The 11,795-nt window shown below is 71.2% G+C and carries 13 protein-coding genes and 1 pseudogene; 9 read left to right on the top strand and 5 right to left on the bottom strand.

The features are described from left to right. Positions 1-21: 21 nt before the first annotated feature. The gene (locus EDD29_RS24770; protein ID WP_170201555.1) at positions 22-477 is read right to left on the bottom strand and encodes a MarR family winged helix-turn-helix transcriptional regulator; all 456 of its coding nucleotides are present in this window, start codon (positions 475-477) and stop codon (positions 22-24) included. Positions 478-555: 78 nt separating this feature from the next. Here EDD29_RS24770 and EDD29_RS24775 point away from each other — a divergent pair, with 78 nt between their 5' ends. Further along, complete coding sequence (locus EDD29_RS24775) at positions 556-1,407, top strand: alpha/beta fold hydrolase (RefSeq protein ID WP_123666709.1); 852 nt, start codon at positions 556-558, stop codon at positions 1,405-1,407. A 61-nt stretch (positions 1,408-1,468) separates the two neighbouring features. Here the strand turns inward: EDD29_RS24775 and EDD29_RS44980 are convergent, their stop codons facing one another. Beyond that, complete coding sequence (locus EDD29_RS44980) at positions 1,469-1,702, bottom strand: hypothetical protein (RefSeq protein ID WP_148086083.1); 234 nt, start codon at positions 1,700-1,702, stop codon at positions 1,469-1,471. A gap of 101 nt (positions 1,703-1,803) precedes the next feature. Next, the gene (locus tag EDD29_RS24780; RefSeq protein ID WP_123666710.1) at positions 1,804-3,030 is read right to left on the bottom strand and encodes an NAD(P)/FAD-dependent oxidoreductase; all 1,227 of its coding nucleotides are present in this window, start codon (positions 3,028-3,030) and stop codon (positions 1,804-1,806) included. A gap of 311 nt (positions 3,031-3,341) precedes the next feature. Here EDD29_RS24780 and EDD29_RS24785 point away from each other — a divergent pair, with 311 nt between their 5' ends. From EDD29_RS24785 to EDD29_RS24800, 4 genes are all read left to right on the top strand, one after another. Next, the gene (locus EDD29_RS24785) at positions 3,342-4,097 is read left to right on the top strand and encodes an SDR family oxidoreductase (protein WP_123666711.1); all 756 of its coding nucleotides are present in this window, start codon (positions 3,342-3,344) and stop codon (positions 4,095-4,097) included. Positions 4,098-4,101: 4 nt separating this feature from the next. Continuing rightward, positions 4,102-4,707 (top strand): carboxymuconolactone decarboxylase family protein, encoded by a 606-nt coding sequence (locus EDD29_RS24790; RefSeq protein ID WP_123666712.1) that lies wholly within the window; start codon positions 4,102-4,104, stop codon positions 4,705-4,707. A gap of 112 nt (positions 4,708-4,819) precedes the next feature. After that, on the top strand, positions 4,820-5,530 hold the full coding sequence (locus tag EDD29_RS24795; protein WP_123666713.1) for a TetR/AcrR family transcriptional regulator: 711 nt from the start codon (positions 4,820-4,822) through the stop codon (positions 5,528-5,530). A gap of 101 nt (positions 5,531-5,631) precedes the next feature. Further along, positions 5,632-6,165, top strand: a complete 534-nt coding sequence (locus tag EDD29_RS24800; protein ID WP_170201556.1) for a nitroreductase/quinone reductase family protein — start codon at positions 5,632-5,634, stop codon at positions 6,163-6,165. 169 nt (positions 6,166-6,334) lie between these two features. Here EDD29_RS24800 and EDD29_RS24805 read toward each other — a convergent pair whose 3' ends face one another. Then, complete coding sequence (locus tag EDD29_RS24805; RefSeq protein ID WP_123666715.1) at positions 6,335-7,261, bottom strand: SDR family NAD(P)-dependent oxidoreductase; 927 nt, start codon at positions 7,259-7,261, stop codon at positions 6,335-6,337. A gap of 83 nt (positions 7,262-7,344) precedes the next feature. Between EDD29_RS24805 and EDD29_RS48195 the strand changes: the two are divergent. The 4 genes and pseudogenes from EDD29_RS48195 to EDD29_RS24825 all read left to right on the top strand — a co-directional run. After that, positions 7,345-7,389, top strand: a pseudogene (locus EDD29_RS48195) (KxYKxGKxW signal peptide domain-containing protein); the annotation flags it as partial. A 44-nt stretch (positions 7,390-7,433) separates the two neighbouring features. Then, positions 7,434-9,071, top strand: coding sequence for a flavin-containing monooxygenase (locus tag EDD29_RS24815; RefSeq protein WP_123670661.1), 1,638 nt, complete (start codon positions 7,434-7,436; stop codon positions 9,069-9,071). Between the two features lie 37 nt (positions 9,072-9,108). Further along, positions 9,109-10,023 (top strand): VOC family protein, encoded by a 915-nt coding sequence (locus EDD29_RS24820; RefSeq protein ID WP_123666716.1) that lies wholly within the window; start codon positions 9,109-9,111, stop codon positions 10,021-10,023. Continuing rightward, a complete protein-coding gene (locus tag EDD29_RS24825) occupies positions 10,020-10,334 on the top strand; it encodes a DUF4286 family protein (protein WP_123666717.1) in 315 nt (104 codons plus the stop codon). The genes EDD29_RS24820 and EDD29_RS24825 overlap by 4 nt, the downstream gene beginning before the upstream one ends. 137 nt (positions 10,335-10,471) lie before the next feature. Here EDD29_RS24825 and EDD29_RS24830 read toward each other — a convergent pair whose 3' ends face one another. After that, positions 10,472-11,290 (bottom strand): IclR family transcriptional regulator, encoded by an 819-nt coding sequence (locus EDD29_RS24830; protein WP_170201557.1) that lies wholly within the window; start codon positions 11,288-11,290, stop codon positions 10,472-10,474. Positions 11,291-11,795 lie beyond the last annotated feature (505 nt).

The raw sequence follows: 11,795 nt of genomic DNA on the forward strand, positions 1-11,795 counted from the left end.
CCCGCGGTCGCGGGACGTGCGCTACTCGGGGCGGTGGGCGTCGGCGACGGCCTGGATGTCGGTGAGGAAGCGGAGGACGACGGCGAGATCGGCGTCGGAGTAGGCGGCCAGCGCGGTCAGGGCGTCGGAGATCACGGGGGCGAAGAAGTCCTCGCCGAGGGCGGTGGCCTGCCCGGTGACCTCGATGAGGACGCGGCGGCGGTCCCGGGGGTCGCGCGCGCGGCGGATGTGGCCGAGGCGCTCCAGCCGGTCGAGGAGGGCGGTCGTGCCCGCCGAGTTCAGGCCCAGCGCGGCGCCGAGTCGGCCCGGGGTCGCGGGGGCGCCCGAGCGCGCGGCGTCGAGCAGGGCGATCAGCGCGCGCAGGTCGGTCGGATGGAGGCCGTGGCGGTGCGCGAACGCGGCCCCGAGCAGGTGCAGGTCGACGGTGACGGCCCGCAGCCCGTGCACGACCGGCATCCCGCGTTCAGCATCGCCCATGCCTACCCCTTCCGGTGTCCCGCGCATATTATCTCGTTGAGCGAGATACTTGGCAGGCGAGATATCGGAGGAGAATTCGTGGCCGACGACCCGGCCCGCTTCCGCGCGGCGTACGACGCCGTGCTGGGCCTGTGGGGAACGCCCGTGGAGACCGTCGAGGTCGAATCCGACCACGGCACGACGCGGGTCGCCGTCTGCGGCCCGCCCGACGGCGAACCGCTCGTGCTGCTGCACGGCGGCGGCGCCACCTCGGCCGTCTGGTTCGCGAACGCGGCGGAACTCGGACGGACCCGCCGCGTCTACGCCGTCGACCGGATCGGTGAGCCGGGCCGGAGCACGCCCGGCGCGGGCCGCCCGCGTACCGCGGCCGACCTCCTCGGCTGGCTCGACACCGTCCTCACCGGCCTCGGCCTGCGCCGCGCCGACCTCTGCGGCCACTCCTACGGGGGCTGGATCGCCCTGGCGTACGCGCTGCGCAGCCCGGAACGGGTGCGCTCGCTCGTCCTGCTCGACCCCACCCAGTGCCTCGCCGGCTTCCGGGCCGGCTACCTACTGCGCGCGCTCCCGCTGCTGCTGCGCCCGACCGCCCGCCGCGCCGAGGAGTTCCTGGCGTGGGAGACGGGCGGCGTCCCCCTCGAACCCGCGTGGGTGCGGCTCTACGGCCTCGCGGCGGAGTTCCCCGGCACCCGGATCGTCCCCGCCCGCCGCTTCACCCGCCGCGAACTGCGCTCCCTCGCCGTCCCCGCCCTCGTCCTCCTCGCCGGACGCGGCCGGGCCCACGACGCCCGCCGCGTCGCAGCCGCCTCCACCCGCCTCCTCCCCGGCGCCCGCACTCGCGTCCTCCCCTCCCTCACCCACCACGCCATCCCCTACACGGACGCCCCCACCCTCAACCACACCATCCTGGACTTCCTCACCACCCGCCGTTGAGCAGAAGCGGCCGGGTGCCGCCCTCCCCCTGGGGCCGGTGAGGCCTACTGGAGCCCCCCCGTCACCACCCGGTGCGGTGCCGCACCCAGTGGAGGGCCGCGGCGGCGGCCCTCGCCTGGTAGGGGCGCAGATTCGGGACGGCGGGCGGGGCGGGGCAGCGGGCACAGTAGCCCGCGAACGCCACCGCGTATGAGGTGACCGCGTCGCGGGGAACTCCGGTCGCGGCGACCGCTTCACGAAGCGGCGATGGCAGATCCTCCCAGGCGGCCCTCTGTGCGGTGGCCGTGTTCCCCATGGCCAAGGGATACCGCCTCAGGAGGCGGGAAGCCCGGCGGACGCGCGGGATCGGCGGCCCGGGGCACTTCTAGGAGCGGCCCCGGGACAAGGGGGTGTCGGTCAGAGGAGTTTCTGGATGGCGTTGGCGATGTCCTGGGCCGGGGTGGCCGCGGGGAGGAGGCGGCGGGCCTGGTTGAGGGCGCGGACCCAGTTGACGGTGACGGCCCCGCAGGCGGCGCCGGTGGCGGTGGCGTGGATGACGGCCACCTTGCCGTTCTCCGCGAGGTCGCCTATGACGAGGGAGGTGCCTTCGGGGTCGCGGCGGCCGAAGGCGTTGACCTTCCAGTCGTACTGGTCGGACCACACGTAGTCGGTGGGCTCGTAGGCGTCCTGAAGGCCCTTGGTGATGGCCTCGGCGACGTAGCGCGCCTGGTCGCTGGCGTTGGTCCAGTGCTCGGCGCGGACGCCGTGGCCGCGGCCCGGGTGGGGCCAGTGGGCGACGTCGCCGACCGCATAGACGTCGTCGGCGCCGAGGGCGCGGAGGAAGCCGTCCGTGGCGACGCCGTTGTCGAGGTTCAGGCCCGAGCCGGCGAGCCAGCCCGTCGAGGGGACGGAACCGATGCCGACGACCACCGTGGAGGCCGGGAGGCGCTCGCCGTTGTCGAGTTCGACGGTCAGCTCCCCCGGCGTGCCCTCGATCCCCACGACGCCGGCGCCGAACCGGGTCTCGGTGCCGTTGCGGCGGTGCAGGTCGACCAGGCCGCCCGCGATCTCCGGTCCGACGAGCCGCGCCATCGGCTCCGGCACCGGGTCGACGATCGTGACGGCGCAGCCGTATCCGCGCGCGGCGGCGGCGATCTCGGTCCCGATGAAGCCGCCGCCGACCACGACGACGGGCTCCCCGAGCGCGAGCCGCGCGGCGATCGACCGCGCGTCGTCCAGGGTCCGCAGCTGGTGGACGCCCTCCGGAAGCCACGGGGACGGGCGGGCGGCGGCCCCGGTGGCGATCACCAGCACGTCGTAGGGCACGGTCGTGCCGTCGCCGAGGCGCACGGACCGGGCCGCGGTGTCGAGGCCGACCGCGGCGGCGCCGAGCCGGAGTTCGACCGCCAGTTCGGCGAACTCGGCGGGGCCGGCCAGCCGGATCTCGTCGACCGACGCCTGCGACCACTCCCCCTTGAGCAGGCTCTTCGACAGCGGCGGGCGGTCGTAGGGCAGCTCGGCCTCCGCCCCGATGAGGGTGATGGGGCCGGTGTGGCCGAGGGTCCGAAGGCTCTGCGCGGTCCTCGTCCCGGCGAGCGACGCGCCGACGATGACTACGTGGCGGTGGGCAGCGGCTTCGGTCATCGTCCGGGTCCTTCGGGGTCTGGGTTGATGGGGGCGCGCGCCATGCGACTTCTCTTAAAGAGAACAGGCGGTCCATATAACGCAACATTCCCATTCTGGCCACCCGTCGCCCCAGTGTCAACGAAGTACTGCGCGGACGCCCGGATCCCCCACCTACGAGAGCTTGACATCTCACTCTGTGTCACGCCATTCTGGGCAGATCCTCAACAACAGAACACACGTTTCGTTGTTCGAGGCAAGCTAGGGAAAGATTGGGGACGTATCTCGATGACCAAGGCGCACACCTTCCCGCCCGTTCCGCGAGGTGGCCGATGACGAGCGCAGGCCGCGTCGCCGTCGTCACCGGAGGAGCCGCGGGCATCGGCCTGGCGATCTCCGAGCGCCTCGCGCAGGACGGGTTCAAGGTCGCCATCCTCGACGTCGTCGACGGAGCCGCCGAGCAGGCCGCCAAGTCGATCGAGGCGGCCGGCGGGGTCGCCCGCGGCTACCGCGCCGACGTCAGCGACCGCGCGGCGGTCGACGCGGCGCTCGCCGAGGCCCGCGCCGAACTCGGGCCGCCGGCCGCCGTCGTGGCCAACGCCGCCGTCGCCCTGCAGCAGTCCTTCCTCGACATGACGCTGGAGCAGTGGAACGCCACGCTGGCGATCAACCTGACCGGGACGTTCAACGTCGTCCAGTCCGCGCTCCCCGATCTCGTCGAGGCGGGCTGGGGGCGGGTCGTGCTGATCTCCTCCTCCAGCGCGCAGCGCGGCGCCCCGCGGATGGCCCACTACGCGGCGTCCAAGGGCGGCCAGATGGCCCTGACCAAGGCCCTCGCCGTCGAGTTCGCCAAGACGGGCGTCACCGTCAACACCGTCGCCCCCTCCTCGATCGACACCCCGAGCGTGCAGAAGAAGCGCGCAGCGGGCGCCATGCCGTCGGCCGAGGACATGGCCAAGTACATCCCCGTCGGGCGGATGGGGACCGGCGCGGACATCGCCGCCGCGGTCGCCTACCTCGCCTCCGACGAGGCCTCCTACGTGACCGGCCAGACCATCAGTGTCAACGGCGGTTCCTTCATTGGGTGATCACATGAACCAGCGGCGTATCCCGCCCCGTCCCGTCGACGACTGGACCGAGGAGGTCGACGAGGCCTTCTCCGTGCTCCGCGCCCACGTGCCCGGCGGCCAGGCCGCCGCGCCCGGTCCGGCGACCCGGCCGCAGTCCAACATCCTGGGCATCTACGCCTGGCATCCCGACTTCATCCGCGGCTGGATGCCCTTCTCCAACCACCTGCGCCACTCCACGCTCTCCGACCGGGTGCGCGAGATGGCGATCATCCGGACGACCTGGCTCGGGTTCGGCGAGTACGAGTGGGCGCAGCACGTGCGGATGAGCCGCGCGGGCGGGTACCTCACCGACGCCGAGATCGACGCGCTGTCCGAGGGCCCCGACGCGGCCGAGTGGTCCGCGCCGGACGCCGCGATCGTCCGGGCCGTCGACGAGCAGTACGGCGCCAAGAACATCGCGGACGCCACCTGGAGTGAGCTGGAGGCGCAGTTCTCCCGGGCGCAGCTCCTCGACTTCGTGTTCACCGTGGGCACCTACGACATGCACTGCACCGCGTTCAACGTGCTCGGCCTGGAGCTCGACGCGGGCATGACGGGATTCCCCGAAGGCCACCGGCGCACCCCCTGAAAGCGGCGATGCGACGAGGGTCCGGCTTGCCCCGGCCGCGCCGGTCCGGGCGGCCGGGCCCTCGTCCATCGCACCCTCTGCCTCCCCCGCCGTCCTGGTAGATTGATGGATCATGTCCCCACCCTCCCCTGAGCGGTCCGTGCGGCGCAGCAGCGCCCGGACCGGCGGAGAGCGCAAGAACAACCGCGGTGAGGCGACCCGGCAGGCGATCCTCCTGGCGGCCGAGCGGCTCTTCGCCGAGCGCGGCATCTCCGCGGTGCCGCTGCGCGACATAGGCCTCGCCGCCGGCCAGCGCAACCACGCCGCCGTGCAGTACCACTTCGGCGAACGCGAGGAGATCGTCAAGGCGATCATGGAGTTCCGCGGCGCCCAGAGCGAGGACCACCGCACCGAGACGGTCACCGACCTCCTGCTCGGCGGCACCGTGCCCACGCTCCAGGACGTCGTCAGCGCCTTCGTCCGCCCGCTGGCCATCCACATCCAGCCGGACAACAACTACCTTTCCTTCCTCTCCCTCTACATCACCGAGGAGGGCGGCTACGAGAGCCTCGGCGACGTGCACACCGGCGGCTCGGTGATCACCTTGCGTAGCCTGCTCGGCCGCCTCGCACCGCAGGTCCCCGAGGCCGTGCTGGAAGAGCGCTGGTGGGTGACCCTCACGAGCGCCGTCCACGCCCTGGCCCGCTACCAGACCTCCCAGCGCAAGCGCGCCCACCTGCCCGCCGACATCGACGTCCTCATCGAGGACCTCGTCATGTACCTCAGCGCCGGCCTCGCCGCCCCGGTCGCCGAGCGCGACCCGCGAGCGGGCAAGCCCGACTGACCCCGGCGGGAGCCGAGCCCCGCGGCGGGGGCCCAAGGGGCCCGCCAGAAGGCGGGCCTACCCTTCGCACAGGACCCATGCTCCTCGCTCCGGGAGGCCCCATGGCAGCGCGCGACGCCGTTCCGCACGTCGACCCGCGAGTCCCGCGCGGCGTGCTCTACCGGGTCTACGTGAGGCTTCTCGGCGGCCGGGCCGCGCGATGGCTCTTCGCCCGAAGGGGCATGTGGAAGGCCGACGTCGCGTTGATGAGGCTGACCCGCAACCGCCTCGGCCTGGGACTCCTGCTCCCGACGGGCCTCCTGCAGACCCGGGGCGCCCGCACCGGCGCGGTCCGCCGGAACACCGTCATCTACTTCCACGACGGCGACCGGATCACCGTCGTCGCCTCGTTCGCGGGCGCGCCGACCGACCCCGCCTGGTGCCACAACGCCCGCGCCCACCCCGGCGTCCTGTTCAACGGCCTGCCGTTCCGCGCCCAGGTCGTCCGGGACGAGGCGGCACGCGAACGGCTCTGGGAACTCGCCGACCAGGTCTTCCCCGTCTACGCCGTCTACCGCGAGCAGGCCGCCCGCGCGGGCCGCGCCATCCCCATCCTCCAGCTCACCCCGACCGACCCCCGGGCCGCGCCCGACTGACGGTCTTGATGGGCCTTTCCGCACGAAGCCGTTCCGGGTCGAGTACCGCGACGGCCCGGACGGGCCGTGGAAGCTCGCCGGAACGGTCTCCTCGACCGAGTCCGATCCCGGGCGCGCGAAAAGGCGTCACCGAAGTGCCCGGTGACGCCCTGCGCAGCCGTCCGGGACGCTACGGGCGCATGAAGCGGCCCGCCCAGTCGTAGAGGTTCTCCGGGATGTAGTAGCCGGTCTGGTCGTTGATCTCGGCCCAGTGCTCGGCGATGTCCTCGATGGTCGGGTCGCCCTCGGTGGCGTGGCCGGGGGTGACGGCGAGGAACCAGCGGGCGAAGCGACGGGCGCCGGCGACGAGGATCTCGCCGTTGACCTGGCAGTCCTCGTGCGCGAGGTAGGCCATCATCGGCGCGACCAGCTCGGTGCGCATCGCCTGGAGCTGAGCCTCGTCCTGCGGGGTCGTGGTGATGTTCGGCTTCGCCGCCGACGTGCTCGGGCGGGTGATCGCGTTCGGCGCGAGGCAGTTGACGAGGATGCCGTGCTTGGCGGCCTCCATCGCGAGGCTCCGGGTGAACCCGATGAGGGCGCCCTTGGCCGTCGCGTACGCGAGGTTGTCGGGGAGCCCGAACATGCCGGTGGACGTCGTGGTGATCACGCGGCCGTAGCCCTGCTTCACCATGTGCGGCCAAGCGGCGCGGGTGGTGTGCCAGGTGCCGCGCAGGTGCACGTCGAGGGTGCGCTCGAGATTGTCGGCGTCGGCCTCCGGGAACGTGGCGAAGCGGGAGATGCCCGCGTTGTTCACGATGATGTCGACCCGCCCGAACTCGGCGACCGCGGTGTCCACGAGAGCGTGGCAGCCCTGCTCCGAGCCCACGTCGCTGGTGTCGGCGACGGCGGTGCCGCCCTTGGCGGTGATCTCGGCGACGACGTCGTTGGCCGGCCCCCTGTCGCTGCCCTCGCCCTCCTTGGTCCCGCCCAGGTCGTTGACGACGACCTTCGCGCCGCGTTCGGCGAGCAGCAGCGCGTGCGCGCGGCCGAGGCCGCGTCCCGCGCCGGTCACTACGGCGACGCGTCCGTCGAATCGGAAGTCAGGGGTGCTGCTCATCATGCTCCTCCAAGGTGATAGCCGCTGGATCTAATCACATGTGCTCATAAGTATCAATGCCCATAGAGCCGGTCTGACCAGCTAAATCCGGTAAGCATTGGCTTTTTTCAGCACTTGTGCTTAGATAACGCCCTGCCGTCAGGACGGCAGGCACTGAGGAGGAATGATCAAGATGGCTGGACAGCACGACCACGACGTCGACGTCGAAGTTCTGGTGATCGGTGCCGGCGTGGTCGGCATCTACGCGCTCTACCGCGCGCTCGACGCCGGCTTCTCCGCGCAGACGCTGGAGGCGGGAGACGGCGTCGGCGGTGTCTGGTACTGGAACCGCTACCCGTCCGCGCGGTTCGACTCAGAGAGCTACACCTACGCGTACATCTTCTCCAAGGAGCTCTTCGACGAGTGGCGCTGGAAGGAGGAGTTCGCGACCCAGCCTGAGATCGAGAGCTACCTCAACCACGTCGTGGACCGCTTCGACCTGCGGCAGCACATCCGGACGGGTGAGAAGGTCGTCTCCGCCGACTTCGACGAGACCGCGCACGTGTGGACGGTGAGGACCGCGAAGGGCTCCGTCGTCCGGGCCCGCTGGATCATCTCCGCGACCGGCGGCCTGTCCGTCCCGAACTACCCCGACATCGACGGCCTCGCCGACTTCCAGGGGCAGGCCCACCACACCGGCGCGTGGCCGCACACCCCCGTCGACTTCGCGGGCAAGCGCGTCGCCATCATCGGCAACGGCCCGAGCGGCGCCCAGCTGCTGCCCGCGATCGTGGACACCGTCGCCCAGGTCGACCTCTACCAGCGCACCCCCACCTGGACCACCCCGCTCAACAACAAGCCGCTCACCGACGAGCGCCAGGCGTGGCTCAGCGACAACTGGGACGACGTCGTCAAGATCCTCACCACCTCGCCGACCGGCTTCATGCACGAGCCCGCCGGAAAGTTCTCCACCGCGGACTCCCCCGAGGAGCGCCAGGCCTTCTACGAGAAGATCTGGAAGAGCCCCGGCTTCGCCAAGCTCACGTCGAACTACTACGACATGACGACGAACCGCGAGGTCAACCTCGAGTTCTGCGACTTCCTCGCGGGCAAGATCCGGGCGATCGTCAAGGACCCGGTGACCGCCGAGCGGCTGATCCCGAAGGACCACCTCTTCGGCGCCAAGCGCCCGCCGTTCGTCACGGACTACTTCGAGTCCTTCAACAAGCCGAACGCCTCCCTCATCTCGCTGAAGGAGACCCCGTTCGTGCGGGTCGACGCCACCGGCATCGAGACCACCGAGAAGCACCGCGAGTACGACATCATCGTCTTCGCCACCGGCTTCGACTTCGGCACCGGCGCGCTCACCCGCATGGGCGTCAAGGGCCGTGAGGGCCTCGACCTCAGCACCGACTGGGAGGACGGGCCGTCGGACTTCGCCGGCTTCAGCGCCCACCGGCTGCCGAACTTCTTCTTCCCGGGCGGTCCGCACGGCGCCGGCGGCGGCAACTACCCGCGGTACTCCCAGGACCAGGTCGACTGGATCACCGGCACCCTCGTGCACGCCCGCGAGCACGGCTTCGACCTGTTCGAGCCGACCGCCGCGCAGGAGGACCAGTGGATGACCATGGTCGAGACGCTGGCCCCGCAGTCGATCTTCTCCGCCGAGCACAGCCACTACTACGGCGCCAACGTCGAGGGCAAGGTCCGCAAGTTCCTCCTCAACCCCGGCGGCCGCGGCAAGCTGCACGAGATCCTCGGTGAGATGACCTCGACCGAGGACTACAACGGCGCCTTCGCCCCCGCGACCGAGCCCGTCAGCGCGTCCTAGCGCTTAAGCCGGACCGAAGAGCACTGAAGGAGAGCCGGTGACCGGAACCGAACGTCCGTACCGGGTGCGGATGCTGCACCACCCCACGATCCACGTGCCGAGCCTGGCGAAGGCCGAGGACTTCTTCGCCCGGGTCTTCGGCCGCCCGAGCACCAACTTCGCCGTCGTCATGCCGGAGCCGCCCGCGCCCGGCCACTCCGTCGGGTACTCGACGTTCACCTCGATCGGCGACGTGCTCATCGACAGCCTCGCCCCGAAGCTGTACCTCACCGGCGGGGTCCAGCGGTACCCGGACGTCGCCACGCCGCGGTTGAAGACGACCGGCTGGTACGTCGACGGGGTCAAGGAGCTGTACAAGGAGCTGCGCGCCCAGGGCTTCCGGCTCGTCGACTCGCGCGGCGACCTCCTCGACGCCGACGAGTGGCCGGGCGGCTTCTCCCCGTTCCACACCCTGGAGGACGACGCCGGCCTGCGGTACCGGTTCTTCGAGACGTTCCCCTTCCCCCTCGATCCGAGGGTGGCCGAGGGGTGGACGCTCCCGGAGGCGGACGACGCCGACCCTCTCGGCATCGAGCACGCCGCGTACCACACCGTCCTGACCCACCGCCCGGAGCGCGTGGCCGATCTCCTGGTGGACGTGCTCGGCGGCGAGGTCGTCCGCACCGGGCGCGACGACCTGCGCCGGGTCTCCGGGCCGTACGTGCCGCTCGCCGACGCCGTCTTCCACCTGGCCGCACCGGACCCCGGCACGGCGCCCGCGCCGGGCCCACTGGACGCCTACCACGCGATCACGTGGAAGGTGGCCGATCTCGACCGAGCCGCGAGGCACCTCGACGCCGAGGGCGTGCGCATCGCGCACCGCTCGGACACGGCCCTGGTGACCGACGCGGCGACCAGCCTCGGGGTCCCCTGGGGCTTCACCACCGAATCCATGGAGAGTGATCCGCGATGACCGAATCCCAGCCGAAGCGCGAGGCCCTGCTCGCGCTGACCAACCCGGTCGAAGGCAAGGACGCGGAGTTCAAGGAGTGGTACTGGGGCACCCACATCCCCGAGATCCTCGCCCTTCCCGGCTTCGTCGCCGCCCGCCGTTACCGGGCCGCCGACAGCGCCCCCGACGGCCCGCACCGGTACACCACGATCTACGAGGTGGAGGGCTCGGCCACCGAAGCGCTGGACAGGCTGTTCACCGCCGGGCTGGGCATGAGCGACACCCTCGACCTCACGACCCTCGTCATGATCCCGCTCGTCGCGGAGGGCTGACACCCGTCCGCGGCCGCCGGCCCTTCGGCAAGCGCGAAAGGCGTCCTCGGAAGCGAGCGATCCTCGGATCGGCTCGCTTCCGAGGACGCCTTCGTCCTCTGTCCCGAGGGCTCAGGCCCGTCGTGGGACGCGTTCGGTCACCGCGTTTCGAGATGGGCCTCGGCTCCGGTGAAGCGGCGCGTCAGGAGTTCCGCGGAGTGCTTCACCAGGACGGTGAGCTCCGAGGTGGTGGTGGCATTGAACCGGGTCTCGGGGATGGTGATGCCGACGTCGCCGATGACGACGCCCGCGGGGCCCATCACCGGGGCGGCGACCGCGATCGCGCCGTCGATCCGCTCTCCATGGGAGATGGCGCAGCCGTCCCTGCGGATCTGGGCGAGCCGCTCGGCCAGCCGATCGGCGTTGACGAGGGTCCGCTCGGTGAGGGCTTCCAGACCGGCCTGCACGATCTCCGTCTGGGTCTCCGGCGGCAGGAACGCCAGGATCGCCAGCCCGCTCGCGCCCGCGTGCAGCGGAAGCCAGACGCCCTGCGGAACGGTGTAGCGCAGCGGATGCGGGGACTCCACGGACACCGCGAACATCAACTGCCGGCGCTGGTCGTTGTAGACGGCGAAGAACGACGACTCGCCGCTGCTTTCGGTCAGGCCGGCCAGGATGTCGTTGGCGGCCTCGCGGATCGGGAAGCGGGTGTTGGTGGTCCAGGCCAGCCGCAGGAACTCCATGCCCAGCCGGTAGCTGCCCGCGGGGGTGCGGGCCACCATGCCCAGGTCTTCCAGATTGCCCAGGAGCCGGTGCGCGGTGCTGGCGCTGACGCCGAGGCGGCTCGCGAGCTCCCGCACCCCGTAGGTCTGCTTGCCGCTGTCGACCATCAGCGTGATGATCTCGATCCCCCGGGCCAGGGGGTGCCGTTGGCGGTCTGGAGCGTCCGCGACGACCTCGTTTGCCTGCGTCTCCACGCCTCTGCTCCTCCTCCACGCCGACCGGCACCGCCGCGCGGACGTCCGTCCAGCCGGAGGCCAGGCGAGGGCTATCCCCCACAACCGAATGGCAGTTCTCTTGAACCAAACAGTAGCAGGAATCCGTGGCATATGCCTTGACCATCCGATGGGCGCTTCGTCACTCGCCGGCCATTCACACCGGCCCGGAGATGCGTATCGGAGGCTCGTCGAAGAATAGGCGACCACCCTATGCCGATTCACCATGACCGCGCGGGCGTCAGGGCTCCGACCAGGGCTGCAAGCGGAAGAAATTCTTCCGGATATGTGCCGGTCCTCGTCGGGGCCGTGGCTCGGAAGGCACATCGAGAGGCAGCTCGGTCGTGCGACCGGTACAACATCCAATGGCCTCGGCCGAGCCGTTTCCCATTCCGCGGACCATCTCGCGGACATGACCGTGCCTCCCCGGGCCTGGCACTCGTTCTCCAGACCCGGGGAGGCTCATCTCGCCAAGGGGCGCGCCGCG

The sequence above is a fragment of the Actinocorallia herbida genome, assembly GCF_003751225.1.
GTDB lineage: Bacteria > Actinomycetota > Actinomycetes > Streptosporangiales > Streptosporangiaceae > Actinocorallia > Actinocorallia herbida.

Bases quoted from the DNA above. Each gene is read 5' to 3' on its own strand.
- EDD29_RS44980 (WP_148086083.1), bottom strand. From the start codon at position 1,702: ATGGGGAACACGGCCACCGCACAGAGGGCCGCCTGGGAGGATCTGCCA.
- EDD29_RS24805 (WP_123666715.1), bottom strand. From the start codon at position 7,261: ATGAGCAGCACCCCTGACTTCCGATTCGACGGACGCGTCGCCGTAGTG.
- EDD29_RS24785 (WP_123666711.1), top strand. From the start codon at position 3,342: ATGACGAGCGCAGGCCGCGTCGCCGTCGTCACCGGAGGAGCCGCGGGC.
- EDD29_RS24795 (WP_123666713.1), top strand. From the start codon at position 4,820: ATGTCCCCACCCTCCCCTGAGCGGTCCGTGCGGCGCAGCAGCGCCCGG.
- EDD29_RS24825 (WP_123666717.1), top strand. From the start codon at position 10,020: ATGACCGAATCCCAGCCGAAGCGCGAGGCCCTGCTCGCGCTGACCAAC.
- EDD29_RS24815 (WP_123670661.1), top strand. From the start codon at position 7,434: ATGGCTGGACAGCACGACCACGACGTCGACGTCGAAGTTCTGGTGATC.
- EDD29_RS24800 (WP_170201556.1), top strand. From the start codon at position 5,632: ATGGCAGCGCGCGACGCCGTTCCGCACGTCGACCCGCGAGTCCCGCGC.
- EDD29_RS24790 (WP_123666712.1), top strand. From the start codon at position 4,102: ATGAACCAGCGGCGTATCCCGCCCCGTCCCGTCGACGACTGGACCGAG.
- EDD29_RS24770 (WP_170201555.1), bottom strand. From the start codon at position 477: ATGGGCGATGCTGAACGCGGGATGCCGGTCGTGCACGGGCTGCGGGCC.
- EDD29_RS24780 (WP_123666710.1), bottom strand. From the start codon at position 3,030: ATGACCGAAGCCGCTGCCCACCGCCACGTAGTCATCGTCGGCGCGTCG.